Annotated in this window: 16 protein-coding genes and 1 tRNA gene; 9 read left to right on the plus strand and 8 right to left on the minus strand. The window is 71.2% G+C overall.

Translation table 11 applies throughout. The features are described 5' to 3' along the window. Positions 1–738 (plus strand): Tellurium resistance, encoded by a 738-nt coding sequence (locus tag DBP14_RS25100; protein ID WP_129309377.1) that lies wholly within the window; start codon positions 1–3, stop codon positions 736–738. Positions 739–860: 122 nt separating this feature from the next. Here the strand turns inward: DBP14_RS25100 and DBP14_RS25105 are convergent, their stop codons facing one another. Beyond that, on the minus strand, positions 861–1,637 hold the full coding sequence (locus DBP14_RS25105) for a TerD family protein (protein ID WP_129309378.1): 777 nt from the start codon (positions 1,635–1,637) through the stop codon (positions 861–863). A 176-nt stretch (positions 1,638–1,813) separates the two neighbouring features. On the opposite strand from DBP14_RS25105, the gene DBP14_RS25110 reads away from it, so the two are divergent. The 3 genes from DBP14_RS25110 to DBP14_RS25120 are packed head-to-tail and all read left to right on the plus strand — an operon-like array spanning position 1,814 to position 6,345. Then, a complete protein-coding gene (locus DBP14_RS25110; RefSeq protein WP_129309379.1) occupies positions 1,814–2,980 on the plus strand; it encodes an HpcH/HpaI aldolase/citrate lyase family protein in 1,167 nt (388 codons plus the stop codon). A gap of 24 nt (positions 2,981–3,004) precedes the next feature. Continuing rightward, a complete protein-coding gene (locus tag DBP14_RS25115) occupies positions 3,005–5,515 on the plus strand; it encodes a phosphoribosyltransferase (protein WP_129309380.1) in 2,511 nt (836 codons plus the stop codon). Further along, entirely contained in the window at positions 5,515–6,345 is an 831-nt protein-coding gene (locus DBP14_RS25120) for an HAD family hydrolase (RefSeq protein ID WP_129309381.1), read from the plus strand. Before DBP14_RS25115 ends, DBP14_RS25120 begins: the two co-directional genes overlap by 1 nt. Before the next feature lie 262 nt (positions 6,346–6,607). On the opposite strand, the gene DBP14_RS25125 is transcribed toward DBP14_RS25120, so the two are convergent. Further along, positions 6,608–6,844: a zinc ribbon domain-containing protein gene (locus DBP14_RS25125; RefSeq protein ID WP_129309382.1), complete on the minus strand. Its 237-nt coding sequence runs from the start codon at positions 6,842–6,844 to the stop codon at positions 6,608–6,610. A 172-nt stretch (positions 6,845–7,016) separates the two neighbouring features. Here DBP14_RS25125 and DBP14_RS25130 point away from each other — a divergent pair, with 172 nt between their 5' ends. From DBP14_RS25130 to DBP14_RS25140, 3 genes are all read left to right on the plus strand, one after another. Then, positions 7,017–9,362: a transglycosylase domain-containing protein gene (locus tag DBP14_RS25130; protein ID WP_241741032.1), complete on the plus strand. Its 2,346-nt coding sequence runs from the start codon at positions 7,017–7,019 to the stop codon at positions 9,360–9,362. 57 nt (positions 9,363–9,419) lie between these two features. Then, complete coding sequence (locus DBP14_RS25135; protein WP_206739474.1) at positions 9,420–10,700, plus strand: hypothetical protein; 1,281 nt, start codon at positions 9,420–9,422, stop codon at positions 10,698–10,700. 175 nt (positions 10,701–10,875) lie between these two features. Next, a complete protein-coding gene (locus DBP14_RS25140) occupies positions 10,876–11,997 on the plus strand; it encodes an amidase domain-containing protein (RefSeq protein WP_241741282.1) in 1,122 nt (373 codons plus the stop codon). Here DBP14_RS25140 and DBP14_RS25145 read toward each other — a convergent pair. Together DBP14_RS25145 and DBP14_RS25150 are read right to left on the minus strand one after the other, a co-directional pair. Next, positions 11,985–12,560 (minus strand): DUF4383 domain-containing protein, encoded by a 576-nt coding sequence (locus tag DBP14_RS25145; protein WP_129309384.1) that lies wholly within the window; start codon positions 12,558–12,560, stop codon positions 11,985–11,987. The two genes, DBP14_RS25140 and DBP14_RS25145, sit on opposite strands and share 13 nt — an antisense overlap. Before the next feature lie 370 nt (positions 12,561–12,930). Continuing rightward, entirely contained in the window at positions 12,931–14,229 is a 1,299-nt protein-coding gene (locus tag DBP14_RS25150) for a hypothetical protein (RefSeq protein WP_241741283.1), read from the minus strand. Between the two features lie 280 nt (positions 14,230–14,509). Between DBP14_RS25150 and DBP14_RS25155 the strand changes: the two genes are divergently transcribed. Beyond that, positions 14,510–14,584, plus strand: a tRNA-Val gene (locus DBP14_RS25155). A gap of 56 nt (positions 14,585–14,640) precedes the next feature. On the opposite strand, the gene DBP14_RS25160 is transcribed toward DBP14_RS25155, so the two are convergent. Beyond that, the gene (locus DBP14_RS25160; protein WP_129309386.1) at positions 14,641–14,985 is read right to left on the minus strand and encodes a hypothetical protein; all 345 of its coding nucleotides are present in this window, start codon (positions 14,983–14,985) and stop codon (positions 14,641–14,643) included. A gap of 120 nt (positions 14,986–15,105) precedes the next feature. Next, complete coding sequence (locus tag DBP14_RS25165; RefSeq protein ID WP_129309387.1) at positions 15,106–16,005, minus strand: 2-dehydropantoate 2-reductase; 900 nt, start codon at positions 16,003–16,005, stop codon at positions 15,106–15,108. A 93-nt stretch (positions 16,006–16,098) separates the two neighbouring features. Between DBP14_RS25165 and DBP14_RS25170 the strand changes: the two genes are divergently transcribed. Further along, positions 16,099–16,329, plus strand: coding sequence for a DUF2277 domain-containing protein (locus DBP14_RS25170; protein WP_129309388.1), 231 nt, complete (start codon positions 16,099–16,101; stop codon positions 16,327–16,329). A 275-nt stretch (positions 16,330–16,604) separates the two neighbouring features. Here the strand turns inward: DBP14_RS25170 and DBP14_RS25175 are convergent, their stop codons facing one another. Both DBP14_RS25175 and DBP14_RS25180 read right to left on the minus strand, forming a co-directional pair. Next, a complete protein-coding gene (locus DBP14_RS25175) occupies positions 16,605–17,168 on the minus strand; it encodes a VTT domain-containing protein (RefSeq protein ID WP_129312084.1) in 564 nt (187 codons plus the stop codon). Positions 17,169–17,400: 232 nt separating this feature from the next. Then, a complete protein-coding gene (locus DBP14_RS25180) occupies positions 17,401–17,871 on the minus strand; it encodes a DoxX family protein (protein WP_129309389.1) in 471 nt (156 codons plus the stop codon). Between the last annotated feature and the right edge of the window lie 181 nt (positions 17,872–18,052).

An 18,052-nucleotide genomic window follows, 5' to 3' on the forward strand; every position in this document is an offset into this window, starting at 1 on the left:
ATGGGATTCTTCGACGGGCTGCTGGGCGGACGCGCGACCGACTTCGACTCGGGCAGCGCCGCGACCAACTCCATCCAGCTCACCAGGCGGCATCCCCAGGTGTCCCTCACCAAGCAGGACGCCGCCACCGGACACCTGCGCATCAACCTGTCCTGGCGGATGCGCACCTCCGACTTCGACGACAACCCCCGCAGCAGCCTCTTCCGGCACCCCTTCAAGGCCCTCAAGCCCCCGGAGATGCTCGAACACGGCCAGAGCATGGTCAACGTCGACCTCGACCTCGGCTGCCTGTACGAACTGACCGACGGCACCAAGGGCGTCGTCCAGCCCCTCGGCGGCTACCTCGGCGACGTCAACGCACCGCCGTACATCAAGCTCAGCGGCGACGACCGGTTCGGCTCCGGCTCCGGCGAGACGATGTACATCAACCTCGACCACCGGGACTCCATCAAACGCCTCCTGGTCTTCGTCTACATCTACGACCAGACTCCCGCCTTCGACCGTACCCACGCGATCGTCACCCTCTACCCCAGCAACGGCCCCCGCATCGAGATAAGCCTCGACGAACGCCACCCCCAGGCCCGCTCCTGCGCCGTCGTCCACATAGAAAACGTCAAGGGCGAACTGGTCGTCCGCCGCGAGGTCAAGTTCGTCTACGGCTTCCAGGGCGAACTGGACCGCCTCTACGGCTGGGGCCTCACCTGGGGCAGAGGCTACAAAACAAAGGCGGACAGATAAGGGCCCCGTAAGGGGCGCGGGGCCGTATCGATATGCGGCTCCGCCGCGTGGGCGCGACCAGCCCCAACGCACCCGCACCCGCGAGCAGACCGGGACCCCCACCCCCGTAGGCGAATGCCCCCTCACCGCCCGATGAACTGAGGCCCCTGCGGCGGCAGCCGAAACTCCCCGTACCTCGCAGAAGCCGCCGCAGCCGCAGGCTCCCCCTGGGGATACCCATACGCAGGCGACACGACCGGAACCGCCGGAGGCAACGGCTGCGAGGTGGTCTCCGGCAACGCCACCGACCCCACAGCCGACGGCTCCTCATCCGGCAAGGCCCCCGCCGGCAAACCCCCCGCCGGCAAGGCGTTCTCCGACTCGTCCACGGAGATCCCGAAATCCGTGGCCAGCCCCTTCAACCCGTTGGAATACCCCTCACCCAGCGCCCGGAACTTCCACCCCTCCCCGCGCCGGTACAGCTCACCGCAGATCAGAGCGGTCTCCGCCCCCGTCTCCGGCTTGATCTCGAAGCGCGCCAGCGGCTCCCCCTCGGCGACCGCGGCGTCGTACAGGAAGATGCACAGAGCAGGCACCCGGTCGAAGGACACCCCGTCCGCCGAGGCGACCAGCAGCACCCGTCCGACCCCGGGCTCCATGCCGGAGAGGTCTGTCTGGATCGTGTCGGTCAGCCCCTCGGACACCCGCTTCTTGCCGAGCCGCCACACCTTCCCGGACGGATGCCGGGGCTGGTTGTAGAAGACGAAGTCCTCGTCCGAGCGCACCCGGCCGTCGAGGCCCAGCAGCAGCGCCGACGCGTCGACGTCCGGGACCCCCTGCCCCGGCGTCCAGCGCAGCACGGCGCGCACCGTGGTGGCGTCCAGCGGGACGTTCGACCCCTTCAGCATGGCGTGCGTCATGCGGTCATCCTGCCCTCTCGGTCCTGGCCACGACAATGCGGGGGGTGCCCGGGCCGGCACCGGTTGGTTACGTGAAATTCATGCCCGAGGGGAACCCGGTGCACGGGTCCCTACGTACTATTACCGGCCACCCTTTACCGAATCCACAGGCTGACTTGGGCCTTCGAGGGAGTCCTATGCGTCATTTCGGGCACATCGCCCCCGAGGTGCGGCAGCGTATCTTCCACCAGGAGCCGGGCGCCTTCACGGCCGACTCACCGGCCCGGCTGCTCTCCGCCGCCCTGGGGGCCACGCTGTACAGCCCGGCCACCCGCCCCCGGCTCGCCGACGACATCGTCAAGCAGGCCGGCCGCGGTGTGGTCTCGATGGTGCTCTGCCTGGAGGACTCCATCGACGACGCGGACGTCGCGGCCGGCGAGGAGAACCTCGTCCGGCAGTTCGCCGACCTCGACGCACGCACCGGCCTGGAGCCGCCCCTCCTCTTCATCCGGGTCCGCGCCCCCGAGCAGATCCCGGACCTCGTCCGGCGCCTCGGCCCCACCGTGCGGCTGCTCTCCGGCTTCGTCCTGCCCAAGTTCACCGAGGAACGAGGCATCCCCTTCCTGGAGGCCCTGGCCGTCGCCGAGGCCGCGAGCGGCCGCCGGCTGTTCGCGATGCCGGTCCTGGAATCGCCCGAGCTGCTGTACCGCGAGTCCCGGGTGGACACCCTGGAAGGCATCTCCCGCGCCGTCGGCAAGTACCGCGACCGCGTCCTGGCCCTGCGGCTCGGCGTCACCGACTTCTGCTCCTCCTACGGCCTGCGCCGCGCCCCCGACATGACCGCGTACGACGTCCAGATCGTCGCCTCCGTCATCGCCGACGTGGTGAACATGCTGGGCCGGGCCGACGGCACCGGATTCACCGTGACCGGGCCCGTGTGGGAGTACTTCCGCGTTTCCGAACGCATGTTCAAGCCGCAGCTCAGGCAGAGCCCCTTCCTCCAGGTGCGCGCCGTGGAACTGCGCGAGAAGCTCATCGAGCACGCCATGGACGGGCTCCTGCGCGAGATCTCCCTGGACCAGGCCAACGGTCTGCTCGGCAAGACCTGCATCCACCCCTCCCACGTCCTGCCCGTGCACGCGCTGTCCGTCGTCAGCCACGAGGAGTTCAGCGACGCCGCGGACATCCTCCGGCCGGAACGCGGCGGCGGGGGTGTACTCCGTTCGGCCTACACGAACAAGATGAACGAGGTGAAGCCCCACCGTGCCTGGGCCGAGCGGACCCTGCTGCGCGCCGAGGTGTTCGGCGTGGCGAACGAGGACGTCGGCTTCGTGGAGCTTCTCGCCGCCGGAATAACCGGCTGACCCCCTTCCCAACCCAAGGAACGCATGAACAACGCAGTGAACGACGGGGACTGGTCCGGAAACTGGGTCGCCGAGCGGCTCGGAGTCGGACTGGAGGGCGACGACGGCCTGCCGGCCATGCTCGGACTCGCCCTGCGCCGCAACCCCAAGCGTGCCCACCTCCTGGTCTCCAACGTGCTGGGCAAGCACGTACCCCAGTCGCCGTCCGTCGTGTACGGCCACGGGGTCGCCCTCGGCCGCCGGGTCCGCGAGATGCTCGGCGAGGCGGAGGCGGCCACGGCGGTCGTCCTCGGCTACGCGGAGACCGCGACCGGCCTGGGCCACGCGGTCGCCGACGGGCTGGGCGCCGCCCCGTACCTGCACTCCACCCGCCGCCCCGTCCCGGGCGTGACCCGCGCCGGCGGCTTCGAGGAGTCCCACTCCCACGCGACCTCGCACCTGCTGCTCCCCGAGGATCCGGCGCTGCTGGCGGGGGAGGGGCCGCTGGTTCTCGTCGACGACGAGTTCTCCACCGGGAACACGGTGCTGAACACCATTCGTGACCTGCACGAACGGTATCCGCGTCAGCGGTATGTGGTGGTGGCGCTGGTCGACATGCGCGGTGCGGAGGATTCCGGGCGGTTGCGGTCGTTCGCGGGGGAGGTGGGGGCCCGGGTGGATGTGGTCGCGGCTGCGTCCGGGGTGGTGCGGTTGCCTGCCGGTGTGCTGGAGAAGGGGCAGGAACTGGTGGCTCGGTTCGACGCCGGGTGCGGGGCCGATGTGGCTGGTCGCGCCCACGCGGCGGAGCCGCGCAATGTCTCGCCCCGCGCCCCTGGAGGGGCGCACCAGCCAAGCCATCTCGTGAAGCGTGCCCACCTCCACTGGCCCCCCGGCCTGCCCGATGGTGGGCGGCACGGGTTCACGCCCGTCCACCGGGCCCGGCTGGAGGCCGCGCTGCCCGGGATGGCCGCACGGCTCGCCGAGGCGCTGCCCGCCGGTGTCCGTCGGGTGTTGGTGCTCGGGTTCGAGGAGTTGATGTACGCCCCGTTGCGGCTGGCGTGCGGGCTGGAGGAGGTGACGGGGGCCGAGGTGCGGTTCTCGACCACGACCCGCTCGCCCGTCCTCGCCGTCGACGATCCCGGTTACGCGATACGCACCCGGCTGGTCTTCCCCGCCCACGACGACCCGGCGGACGGCCCCGGCGAGCGGTACGCCTACAACGTCGCCGGCGCGGGCTTCGACGCCGTCGTCGCCGTCGTCGACTCGGTCGCCGACACCCCCGCGCTGCACGCGCCCGACGGCCTCCTGGCCCGCCTCGCCGACCAGGTGCCGCACGTCCTGCTCGCGGTCGTACCGACGTACGTCCCCGAGCCACACCCCTCTCCCGAAAGGCCGGTCATGCTGCCCGAGCCCCTCCGCGGCCCCGCCTTCTCCTCGTACGCGCCCGACGAGGTCGGCTGGCTGCTGCAGGACCTCTCGGACGTGCCGCTGGAGGCGCCGACGGAGGAGCGCGAGGAGGCCGTGCAGAGCGGCGGGGCGCACTACGCCGAGTCGCTGCCGGTGGAGTACCAGCCGACCGAGCAGTACCAGGAACTGTTCCACGCGGCCCTGCGGGTCTCGGCCGCCCGCATCGCCCAGGCCACCGGCGTCGTCACCGAGACCGTCCTCGCCGAACGGTCCCCGCGCCCGGTGCTCGTGTCGCTCGCCCGCGCCGGCACCCCCGTCGGCGTGCTGATGCGCCGCTGGGCCCAGTACCGGCACGGCCTCCAACTCCCGCACTACGCCGTGTCGATCGTGCGCGGCCGGGGCATCGACGCCAACGCGCTGCGCTGGCTGGCCGCCCACCACGACCCGCGGGACGTCGTCTTCGTCGACGGCTGGACCGGCAAGGGCGCGATCACCCGGGAACTCGCGGAGGCGGTGGAGGAGTTCGAGGAGCGGGAAGGCATCACCGGATTCGACCCGGAGATCGCGGTCCTCGCCGACCCCGGTTCCTGTGTGCGCACCTACGGCACCCGCGAGGACTTCCTCATTCCCTCCGCCTGCCTCAACTCGACGGTTTCCGGCCTGATTTCACGTACGGTACTGCGCGCGGACCTGGTCGGCCCGCATGATTTCCACGGCGCGAAGTTCTACCGCGAACTCGCCGGAGCGGATGTGTCGGCGGCCTTCCTGGACGCCGTCTCGGACCGCTTCACCGAGGTCGCCGACACGGTCGACGCGGCCGTCAAGGAACTGATGGACGGGGACCGCACACCGACCTGGGCGGGCTGGCGGGCGGTCGAGCGGATCAGTGAGGAGTACGGCATCCACGACGTCAACCTCGTCAAGCCGGGCGTCGGCGAGACCACCCGGGTGCTGCTGCGCCGGGTCCCGTGGAAGATCCTCGCCCGCGCGGGTGCCGGCGCCGACCTGGACCACGTACGGCTGCTCGCGCGGCAGCGCGGGGTGCCGGTCGAGGAGGTGGGGGAGCTGCCGTACTCCTGCGTCGGACTGATCCACCCCCAGTACACGCGGGGCGCGACGGGCGCCGACGGCCGGGCGGTGAACGTCTGATGCCGGTGCTGGTGGCGAGCGACCTCGACCGTACGCTCATCTACTCCTCGGCGGCCCTCGCGCTGACCATGCCGGACGCGCGGGCGCCCCGGCTGCTGTGCGTGGAGGTCCACGAGGCCAGGCCCCTGTCCTACATGACCGAGACGGCCGCCCAGCTGCTCACCGACCTCGGCGACGCGGCGGTCTTCGTGCCGACGACGACCCGGACCCGTAAGCAGTACCAGCGCATCAACCTGCCGGGCCCGCCGCCCAAGTACGCGATCTGCGCCAACGGCGGCCACCTCCTGGTGGACGGCGCCACCGACCACGGCTGGCACGCCGGGGTGCTGTCCCGGCTCGCCGAGGAGTGCGTGCCGCTGGCGGAGGTCCGCGAGCACCTGGCGCGCTCCGCCGACCCCGCCTGGGTGCGCAAGCACCGGGTGGCCGAGGACCTGTTCGCCTACCTGGTCGTCGAGCGGGAGCTGCTGCCGGAGGACTGGGTGAAGGAGCTGGCGGTGTGGGCGGAGAATCGTGGCTGGACGGTCTCGCTCCAGGGCCGCAAGCTGTACGCCGTCCCCAAGCCGCTCACCAAGAGCGCCGCCGTCCGCGAGGTCGCGCGGCGCACGGGGGCGGAGCTGACGCTGGCCGCCGGTGACTCGCTCCTCGACGCCGACCTGCTGCTCGCGGCGGACCGGGGCTGGCGCCCCGGCCACGGGGAACTGGCGGACACCGGCTGGACGGCCCCGGCGATCAGCGCACTGCCCGAGCGGGGCGTACTGGCCGGCGAACGCATCGTAAGAGAGTTCCTGCGAGCGGCCCGCGGAACGCCGGAGTGGGGCCAACAGCCGTAGACACGCGCGCGGGTGGCCACCGGCCGTTGGCCTTCGGGTGTTGGCCAACGGCTGGTCGCCTCCAGGTGTTGGCCTCCGGCCGGTGGCCTCCGGATGTTGGCCAACGGCCGTTGGCCATCGGGGGTTGGCCTCCGGCCGGTGGCCTCCGGGTGTTGGCCACCGCTCGTTGGCCACCCGGTGATGACCACCGCATGTTGGCCACCGCCCGTTCGCCAACACTCGTTGGCCAACCGATGTCGGCCAACACCCGTTGTGTCCGGTTTCAGCCGCAGCAACCCCCGCCGCAGCACCCGCCGCCGGACCCGCCGCCGGACCCCGCGCCCGGTGCCGGAGCAGGGGCGGATGCGGAGGACACGCCGCCCACGGCTACCGTCGACAGCAGCTTCACGGTGTCGTCGTGGCCCGCGGGGCAGGCGGCGGGGGCGGCCGACTCGGCCATGGGGCGGCTCAATTCGAACGTGTCGCCGCAGGTCCGGCAGCGGTACTCGTAGCGTGGCATGTGCACAGGTTAGTCTCCGCCCAGACGCGGGCGGCTCAATGTTTCATGAGTGTTCTATTCCATCGGCCACGTGTGCGGAGTTTTTGAAAACACTGCTGATAATTTGTGAACGCCGCCGCGAGGAAGCTCAGCTCAACCCGCGCGAGCACGATCGAGTGGGGAGGGGGACGCCGTGAACGATGCGTCGCGGCGCGGGGACGATGCGAAGAGCGAGGGCCGCAAGGGCAGGCCGTTCGACTCCGACGAGACCCTGCACCTGAAGGTGGACGCCCTCCGGGCGGACCACACCATGCAGCTGCGCATCCCCCTCCAGCCGAAAGGCCCCAAGAGTCCCAAGAGTCCCAAGAGCCTTAAGGGCGACGAAAGTTCTGAGAGTCCCGAACTGTCCGGCACGGCCGCGCGTTCGGAGTCCCCGTCCCCCTCCCCGTCCCCGTCCCCGACCCCGACCTCGGCCCCCGCCTCGGGCGGCCGCGCCGACCGCCGGCGCGACGCGCGCCCCTCGCTGCGCGAGCGAATACAGGAGCGAATAACCACCGTCGCGGCCCCCGTGCTCGCGACCCTCGCCCCCTACGCGCGCCGTCTGCAGCCGTACGCGCGCCGCCTCAAGCCCGTCTACCCGCGCCCCGGACGCACCGGCTGGCGCCGCTGGATGCCCTCCTGGCGGCAGTGGATCGGCGCCGTGCTGTCGTCGATCGTCATGGTCTTCCTGTTCCTCGTCGTCGCCTACGCGGCCACGGACATCCCGAAGAACCTGAACACCTTCGCCACCCAGCAGGACAACGTCTACTTCTGGTCCGACGGCACCCCCATGGCCCGCACCGGCTGGGTGCAGCGGCAGGCGATGCCCCTGAAGGACATACCCCCGGACGTCCGCTGGGCCGTGCTGGCGGCGGAGAACGAGAGCTTCTACTCGGACCCCGGCATCTCGTTCAAGGGCATCACCCGCGCCCTGTGGCGCACGGTGGGCGAGGGGGACACCGAGGGCGGCTCCACCATCACCCAGCAGTACGTCAAAAACGTATATCTCACCCAGAACCAGACCATCAGCCGCAAATTCACCGAGGCGATGATCTCGCTCAAGCTGGACAACCAGATGAGCAAGGACGACATTCTGGAGGGGTACCTCAACACCAGCTGGTTCGGCCGCGGCACCTACGGCATCCAGCGCGCCGCACAGGCCTACTACGGCGAGGACGTCAGCAAGCTCAACGCCTCCCAGGCCGCCTTCCTCGCCTCGCTCCTCAAGGGCGCCGGGCTCTACGACCCGACCCTCAACAAGGCCAACCATGCCCGCGCCGTGGAGCGCTGGAACTGGATCCTGGACCGCATGGTCAAGATCGGCAAGCTGTCACCGGCCGAGCGGGCCACGTACAAGACGTTCCCCGAGCCGCTGAAGACCAACCCGCTGTACGACACCGGCCAGCAGAGCGACTACCTGGTGGAACTGGCCTCGCAGTACGCCAAGAAGGCCGCGCACCTCACGGACCAGCAGTTCGACCTGGGCGGCTACCAGATCTACACCACCTTCGACCGCAAACGGGAGAAGGCGCTGACCGACGCCGTCACCAAGGCCCGCAAGCAGGCGAAGAAGGACACTCCCGCCGCCGCGAAGAACGGCCACTACGGCGCCGCCTCGGTGGACACCGACGGCCGGATCCTCGCCGTCTACGGCGGCCCCGACCACCGGAAACAGGGCTACAACGAGTCCAACGCCACGACCGTGCCGGCCGGCACCGCGTTCCTGCCGTTCGTGTACGCCGCCGGCCTGGAACACGGCGCGCACAAGACACGCACCGGCCCGGCCACCCCGGTCACCCCGGAGACGGTCTACAACGGTGACGACGCCGTACCCGTCACCACGCCCGAGGGGCCGTACTGGGACCGCAGCGGCAAGAAGGTCGCCGCGCACAACGACGGCGGCAGATCCTACGGCCCCATCACCCTGCGCCAGGCGCTCGCCCAGTCGGTGAACACGCCGTTCATGCAACTCGGCATGGACACCGGCCTGGACAAGGTGCGCGACACCGCCGAGGCGGCAGGCCTGCTGCACTCCAGCATGGGACCACAGGTGCCCGCCCTGTCCCTGGGCAGTTCCACGCCCAGCGCCATCCGGATGGCCAGCGGGTACGCCACGTTCGCCGCCGGGGGCAGGCACACCGAGCCGTACTCGGTGCGCCGGATCACCCGCAACGGCTCCGCGATCCCCCTGGCCACCCCGCGCCCGCACCGCGCGGTCGGCGCCCAGGTCGCCGCGGACGTCACCGACGCCCTCACCGACTCCCTCCGCGCCGCCCACCCGGCCGCCGCCGAACCGGGCGTGTCCGGCAAGGCGGGCGGCAACGAGAAGGACACCGCCTCCTGGTACGCCGGCACGGCCGACTCCGTGTCGACCGCCGTGGTCGTCTACCGGATGGACCTCGCGAAGTCCCTGGAACCGCTGCCCCTGCACGGACTGGCGGGCACGCCCGCCGACAGCGTCCCCTACGCCCTCTGGTCGACCGCGACGGGTCTCGGCTGATGCCCGGACCCCGACCGCCCGCACCCCCCTCCGCAGAATGAGCCGCGCATGCCGAGCATGAAGTCACCGACGGGCCGCCGCCGAGCCGCCGGCCGCCGCCGCGTCCCCACGGCCACCAACCCGCAGGTCCTCACGCTGGCGGCGTTCCTCGTCGTGGCCTCCCTGGTGGCCGGCTACCTGGTGCTGACCCGCACGGACAGCACCACGCCGACCGCCTCCGCCGGCAAGAACGGCACGGCGGCTCCCAGCCCGAGCGCGACTCCTTGGGACGGCAAGACGGACGTCCTCGGCGACGGGTCCACCTCCTACACCGGGCCACAGAAGGGGCAGTTGAAGGCAGAACCCCTCAAACCGGGGGAGAAGCCGCCCCAGTTCGTCGTGTTCTCCTGGGACGGCGCCCTGGAGGGCAGCGACCACCTCTTCTCGCACTACCGCGAGATGGCCCAGCAGTACAACGCCCACATGACCTTCTTCCTGACCGGCATCTACCTGCTGCCCAAGGACAAGAAGACCCTCTACCACCCGCCGATGCACGCGCCGGGCGCCGCCGCCATCGACTACCCCACCGACGAACACATCCGCACCACCCTGGAACAGCTCCGCCTCGCCTACGAGCAGGGCAACGACATCGGCACCCACTTCAACGGCCACTTCTGCGGCCCCAAGGGCGGCGGCGACTGGAGCGTCAAGGAGTGGAAGAGCGAGATCGACCAGTTCTACTCCTTCGTGGAGAACTGGAAGACCAACACCGGCTACAAGGACATCCCGCCGCTGCCCTTCGACTTCAAGAAGGAGGTCGAAGGCGGACGCGCCCCCTGCCTGGAGGGCCAGCCGAACCTGCTCAAGGCCATCAAGAGCTACGGCTGGCGCTACGACGCCTCCTCGCCCGGCGACTTCCAGATATGGCCGGCGAAGAAGAACGGCATATGGGACTTCCCGCTGGAGATGCTGCCGTACGAGAACGGCAAGTTCCAGGGCCTGTCCATGGACTTCAACTTCCTCTACAACCAGTCGGGCGGCGAGACCAAGGGCGACCCGTCCAAGTACCCCCAGTGGGAACAGCAGACCGTCGACTCGTACATGGCCGGCTTCAACCGCGTCTACTACGGCAGCCGCGCACCGCTGTTCATCGGCAACCACTTCGAGGACTGGAACGGCAGCATCTACATGAAGTCCATCGACCAGATCATCCCGAAGATCTGCACCAAAAAGGGCGTCAAGTGCGTTTCGTTCCGGGAGCTGTCCGACTGGCTCGACGCGCAGAAGCCCGCCACGCTGCAACGGCTGCGCAGCCTCGACCCGGCGCAGTCGCCCGACTGGTCCCAGGTCGTCAAGTGACCCCTGTAACCACTCGGTTCCACTTGTGCACACCCTCTTCACAACCGCCGCGTACGTCATGCGAAGATGCCGTCTCCCGGTAGTCATACCGGCGTAGAGGGGAACATCATTGAAATCAAGAAGACTGAGCCATAAGCGGCGTCGTACCGCGATAGTCGGCGCGGCCGCGGCATCCGTGGTCGCCGGTGTGGTGCTGGTGCCCAACTGGAGCGCCGGCGCGGCCGTGACCAACGACCCGACCGTGGACGCGTCCACCAAGGCCACCTTCCAGAAGCTGGCCGACGCCGTGTTCACCGACCGCACCGAGGCCCTCGTGGACAACCACGGGCACGGCAACGGCAAGCATGGCAAGCAGCGGACCTCCGGCTTCCGCGGCCACGTCCGCCTGTCCGGCACCCAGTCCCGGCACGAGGACTCCGCCCTGGACCAGCTGCGCGGCCGCAAGTCCCGCCTCGCCGAACTCGGCGAGAAGTACAGCGCGGGCAGCACCACGGTCACGCTGGACGCCACCGAGGTGCACGGCCGCCGCGCCAAGGTCGCCGTCACCGAGACGACCTCGCTGACCTACGAGAAGCCCAAGCCCGGCGCGCCCAAGACCACCGGCTTCCAGGCCCACCACGAGCTGACGTTCAAGGCCGACCGGCACGGAACCTGGCAGCTGACCGGCGTCCAGGACACCGACGACGGCGTCGCCGTCAACCAGGTCGCCACGCCGCAGGTGGCCACGGCGGACACCGCCACGGACGACAACCCGCCCGAGGCGCCCCGCTCGTCCACCTCGCGCAGCGCGCCGGCCAAGCCGAAGAACCTCACCTCCGGTACGTACGACTACAAGGCCATGGCCGCGTACGCCAAGAAGTACTGGAGCAACTACAACCCGGACTACCCGAACTACAACGGGCACGGGGACGGCGGCGACTGCACCAACTTCGTCAGCCAGTCCCTCAAGGCCGGCGGCTGGAAGCACGTACCCGGCTACACGTACGACTTCCACAAGTGGTTCGGCAACGCCGACATCCAGTCTGACTCGTTCGTCGGTGTCAACGAGTTCTCGTGGTTCGCCCTGTCCTCGAAGCGGGTCACCCCGCTGCCCTACGTCTACCAGCTGGACGTCGGTGACGTGCTGCAGATGGACTTCAACAAGGACGGGTCCAAGGACCACTCCATGATCGTCACCTACCGCAGCCCGCAGGGCGTGCCGTACGTGTCGTACCACTCCACCAACACGTACAACCGGTCGGTGGCGAGCCTCATCGCCTCCTACCCGACCGCGGCGTACTACGCCTACCGGACCTGATCCAGGCCCCCGGGGCCACTGCCGTCCCGGCCGTCCAGCTCCCGCCGTTCGTGCGGGGACGGCTCGGGGTGCCGGGCCCGCCAGTACGGGTTGTCGTGCGGCAGGGTGGAACTCACCCTGCCGTACATCCCGAATGTCATCAGCAGCAGCCCGACGATAAAGCTGAACAGCACGTTCTGCATCTTGAACGCCAGGAAGTTGTAGCTGGTGTCGAGCAGGCCGAGGTTGAGGAAGCCGTTCAGGATGAACAGCACGCCGAAGACCATGTTCACCGTCGAGGCGACGTTTCCGCCGATCACCATGCCGACGAAGAGCAGGACGCCGACACAGATGGACAGCACGCTCAGCGTGCCGTTGGTGTTCAGGCCCGCGACGGTGTCACCGCCGGTGTTGAAGAACCCGATCTGGTCGATCAACCCGAGGATCCCGAAGACCAGCAGGAAGAGCCCTATCAGGCCCGCGCCGATCCGGTAGATCAGGTTCAGCCGGTGATCGACGGGCAGATGCTCGTCGAACCGGATCCGAGACCGGGGTTCCCGCGTGTGCGCTGCGTGCGTGGCCATATCCGCCTCCCTCGGGCGCTAGCGGAGGCCATCCGTCCGTTCCACCAAATATCCGCCTGCCCGCCCCACCCGGCAACATTCCACCCCTAACGGACGGCCCCCGGACCGGTCCGGACACCGGCGCCTGGGGCCGACGGCTCGGCGCAACGGGCCGACGGCTCGGCGCAACGTGGGCGGGGCTGCCGCGGGCCCCGCGCCGAACCGCTCCACCCGCGACGGGACGGCGCACTCCGCACTCCCCTCCGCCATTCCACCGCCCCGCCGTCACGCGCGAGGAGGCTGGGCTCAGGGCGCCCCAACGCCGCTGGGCTACTCACGGATGCGGCCGCCCTGCTCCGCCGCCCCGCCGTCACGAGCGAGGAGACTGCCCTCAGTGGGCCGGGCCGCCGCCGCGTTCCTCGCGGATGCGGCCGACCACATCGGTCACCGTGCGGCGTACGGCCTCCGTCTCCGTCAGGAAGTGCCAGTAGTCGGGGTGCCGGCCCTCCAGGCCGGCGACCGCGCGGTCCAGGCGCGCCACCGCCTCGTCCAGCGGACCGGCGTGCCGGGGATCCGGGGTCGTACGTCCCGCCATGGCCAGCCGCTGCGCGTCACGGATCGCGAACCGCGTCCGCTGGATCTCCTGCTCCGGGTCCTTCTGGACCGCGTTCAGCCGCGTCAGCCGGTCCCCGGCCGCCGACACCGCCTCGTCGGTCGTGTTCAGCAGCGCCCGCACCGTCGACAGCAGCGACGTGGCGTCCGGCCAGCGCTGCGCCTCCCGCGCCGACTGCGCCTCGCGCAGCTTCAGCTCGGCCTGCCGTACGCTCTCGCCCGCCTGCTCCGGCACATGCTGCAGATCCTGCCAGCAGGCCGCCGCGAACCGCCGCCGCAGCTCGCTCAGCACCGGCTCGACCTGCCCCGCGCGGGTGGTCAGCGCCTGCGCCCGAGTCCGCAGACTCACCAGCCGGTGGTCGATCTCGGCCGCCCGCTCCGGCAGCCGCTCGGCCTCCGCCGTGATCGCCCCGGCCTCCCGCTGCACCCGCTCTGCCCGCTCCAGCGTCGGGGCCACCCCGTGCTGCCCGGCCCCCTGGTTCAGCCGGGTCAGCTCGGGCGACAGGGCGGCAAGCCGGGCCGCCAGGTCGTCGGCCTTCAGCCCGTGCTGCCGTACGGCGTCCAGCGCGTTGCTCGCCGCCAGCAGCGCCTGCCGCGCCCGCTCCACCGCCGGAGCGATCCGCGCGAGCTGCGTCTCCGCCTTGCCCAGCAGCGGCCCCAGCGAACCGCCGAACCGCTCCAGCTCCTGCTTGACCCGGGCCAGTTCGTCCTTCGCCGCCGTCAGCTCACTCCGCGCACGGGAGGCGGCCGACGCCTCCAGATCCACCCGGTCCAGATCATGCGCGTCCACGGCCTGGATGTAGCGCTGGCTGACCTCGTCGATGCGCCGGCCCAGCGCCTCGAAGTCGGCGACCGCGCGCCGGGCCGCCGGGGAGTCGTCGACGGCCGTGATGGTCTCGACCGAGATCCGCAGGTCCCGCTGGGCGGTGTCCAGTTCGTAGAACGCGGCCGCGGCCGCGTCCTTCGCGGCCTGCGCCTCGGCCCGCTGCCCCTCGGCCCGCCCGCCGAACCAGCGCCGGGTGCCGCCCCCGGCGAACGCGGCGGGCAGCGCGAGCGCGGCCAGCACCGGCAGGCCCATCAGCACGAGGGCGTCACCGAGACCCGTGGAGCGGCGCCGGGGCCGCGGCCGTGCGGTCGGCGGCGGCCCCGGCCGCGAAGCCGGCGTCGCCGATGTCCCCGTCGTCACATGCCTCTCCCGTGCTGCGGTCCGCCCTGGGCGCTCTCATTCTCCCACCAGTAGAGGACGAACACACGAGCCGATCAGTTCGCCGTTCCCACCCTGCTTTCGGCGTCCGGTGCGGGGGCGGACGTGGTGTGCGGCGGTGCCGCCCGGGCCATGTAGGCTGTCGGTCTGTCGCGGGTGCGTAGCTCAGGGGTAGAGCGCCTGCCTTACAAGCAGGATGTCGGCGGTTCGAAACCGTCCGCGCCCACCAGGTGATCAGGGAAGACCCCGGACCGTGAGCGGTCCGGGGTCTTCGCGTTCGTGGGGTCAGCCGGACTGTTCCGCGGACTCCTCGTGGGCGTGCTTGAGCTTGGTGCGGGCGTCCACGCGTTCCGCCGCCGCTATCTCGGACCAGAAGCGGTGGGTGCTGACGAAGACCGCCAGTTCGTGTTCCCGGCGCCGCAGCTTCTCCACCTCGGCCTGTTCGTCCGCCGTCCAGCCGGGGGAGGCGGGGCGTTCCACCTTGCGCCAGCCGTTGTCGTCACTGAACGCGTCGGCGGGCTCGACGGACCACGGCAGGCGCTTGAGCAGGGCCGACAGCTCGGACCGGACCTGATGCAGCTCCTCCTGGCCGGCGAGGAGGTCACTGGGGAATCCGTAGGTCGTTGCCACACGGCAATGCTACGCCTGTTCGATTTTAGGTGGCGAGTTCGGCCACGAGGTTCACGCGAACGAGGGGGTCGGTCGACCCCGCGCCGGCGCGGTCGAACCTCGTGGCCGGACGGGAGCGGATCAGTGGCCGGCTGCCCGCAACTCGCTCACCAGGCGGGCCGTCACCGGCGCCGGGACGCCGTTCCGGTCCGCCGCGCGGAGCAACGCCCCGCCGATCGCGTCGAGTTCGAGGGGGCGGCCCGCCTCGGCGTCCCGCTGCATGGAGGACTTGGTGGCGGGCGGAAAGGAGTCGTACCGGGCGAGGGCCTGGGCCGGGTCGGCGGGGGCGCCGCAGGCGCGGCTGACCGCCGCCGTCTCGGCCACCAGGGCCTGGAGTTCGTCCCGGTGGCGGGTCCGGGCCTCGCCGAGCGGGAGGCCGTACCGCGTGGTCAGCAGGGCGAACGGGGCGAGGAACGCCATCTTCGCCCACAGGGCCGCCGTCTCGTCGTCGACGACGCGCGTGGCCGGGCCGGCCGCGGTGAGGGCGGTTGCCAGGGTGTCGAGGAGGGGCTGGGGCACGTCGTCGCCCGCGAGGTCGATCTCCGTGAACGGGCTGCCGTGTTCGATCTCGCCGGGGGCGACGCGGGTCGACTCGACGCGGATCACCGCCGGGGCCACGCGGTCGGGCCGGTAGCGGGCGCGCAGGGCGGCGGGGTGCTCGACGCCGTTCAGGAGTGGTACGACGAGGGCGTCGCCCAGAGCCGCGGCCGGGACGCGGCTCAGTGCGGCGTCCAGCGCGGTGTGCTTGACGGCGATCACGCAGGCGTCGACCGGTTCGCGCAGTTCGGTGTCCGCCTCGACCTGGGCGCCGAAGTCGCCGAACTGGCCGCTGCGGACCCGGATTCCGTTCGTGCGCAGGATGTCGGCCGTGCCGGCCCGCGCGAGGCAGATCACCCGGTGTCCGGCGCGGGACAGCAGGGCCGCGAGGAGGCCGCCGGTGCCGCCGGGGCCGAGGATGGCCACGGTGAGTCTGGTCGTCATGAGGAGGGTCCTCTCGTCGGTCGGCCCCGTGGATCGGTGGCCGCCTTCGAGGTGATCTTCGCAGCCGCGGGCGGGCTGGGCCAGACTGGGAGCATGTGCCGGAGTATCAAGACGCTACGACCGCCCGCGCTGGCCGAGGAGGCCACCGAGGAGGAGATCCGGGCCGCCGCACTGCAGTACGTGCGCAAGGTCTCGGGCTTCCGGGCGCCCGCCGCCCACAACCGCGAGGTCTTCGAACGGGCCGTGCAGGCCGTCGCCGAGGCCACGGCGGAACTGCTCGGCGGCCTGGAGGTCCGGGGACAGCCCGCGCGAAGCGCCGGGTAAGCGTGGAGGGGGAGGTGGGGGGGTGGGTGACTGGGCGCGGGGGGTGCGTGCGGCCGCAGGTGACCGATGCGTGCGGCGCCGGGTGACTGTTTGTGGGCGCCGGTGGCCACGTGCGGGGTGCCGGGCGTCGGCGGGCATGCGCGGAGTGCCGGGTGCCGGTGGCCACGTGCGGAGTGCCGGGTGCCGGAAGGCCGTGCTGGAGTGACGGGTGACTCACCGTGCCGCGCGGTGGCCACGTGCCGAGTCCGGGTGCTCGGCCGTTGACCGCGGCGCTGTTACGCCGGGCGTCGGCGCATCAGGTACGCCGCTGCTGCCCCCGCCCCGAAGAGCGCGGCGACCGAGACTGCCGTGGCGATCCAGGTCGGGCCCAGCCAGCGGGCGCCGTAGTAGCCGAGGGCCACGCTGTATCCGGCCCAGGACAGGCCGGCCAGGGCGGACCAGGGGACGAAGTCGCGGGCGCGGCGGTGGGCGGCGCCCGCGCAGAAGGAGACGACCGAGCGGCCGGCCGGGGCGAAGCGGGCCAGGACCACCAGGGCGCCGCCGCCGCGGGACAGCGCCTCGCCGAGACGTTCCTGCGCGGAGGTCAGCCGCCGGGAGCGGGCGATGGCGCGATCCAGTCGCTCGCCGCCCCGCCAGGCGAGGCGGTAGGCGACCAGGTCACCGAGGACCGAGGCGGTGGCGGCGGACAGGATGAGGGCCAGCACGTCGGGCACCTCGTGCGGGACCTGGCCGGTCGCCGCGCCGGTGCCCGCGGCCGCCGCCGTGGCCGCGGTGATCACGAGGACACCGCTCGGCAGCACCGGCACGAACACGTCGAGCAGCACCGACACGGCCACCATGGCGTAGATCCATGGTCCCGCGGCCAGTGACCCCAGGCTCTCCCACACGACGACTCCCCGTTGACTCCCCCGATGACAGCCATACAGCGTACGCCCGGGTTGTGACAGGAAGTGTGCGGGGGGCCGGTGCGATCGGGGCGCGGGGAACAGGCGCTCACCGCGCTCACGGGTCCCGTGCACGACGGCGCCCTTCTCCGGTGGTTGGAGAAGGGCACCCGTGGGGATGTGCGGGTCAGGCCGCGACCGGGGTCTGGTCCGCGACCGGCTGCTGGTCGGCCGCCGGCCGCGCCGTCGACGTGCGCTGGGTGACGAACCGGTCCAGGCCGAGGGCGCCGGAGCCGGTGAAGACCAGCAGGAAGAAGGACCAGCAGAACAGGACGGACATCTCACCGCCGTTCTGTATGGGCCACAGCGCGTGCTGCTGATGGACGTCGAAGTACGCGAACGCCATCGAGCCCGAGGCGAGCAGCGCGGCGCCGCGCGTGCCGAGGCCGAGCAGGACGAGGGTGCCGGCGACCAGCTGGATCACGGCCGCGTACCAGCCGGGCCAGGTGCCGGCCTCGATCGTGCCGCCGTGGGTGCCCATGGCGCCGCCGAGGACACCGAAGAGCGAGGCGGCGCCGTGCACGGCGAACAACAGGCCGACGACGATGCGGAACAGACCGATGGCGTACGGCTGAGCGGTGTTGAGGCGTGCGGTCATGAGGGGAGGTCTCCTCTTCGGTGTCGGACCGACCGGCCGGGGGCAGCCGGTCGTGGGGGCGGCGGTACCGAATCGGAGCCCAGGCTAGGCAGACCTAATTCATACTTGCAAGTTCAAGTTCTAGCCATGGTGTATGCCTGCCTCTGCGGTGCCTTGCCGGTGCCGATCGCCCTCTGTACGG

The organism is Streptomyces sp. L2 (genome assembly GCF_004124325.1).
Lineage (GTDB): Bacteria > Actinomycetota > Actinomycetes > Streptomycetales > Streptomycetaceae > Streptomyces.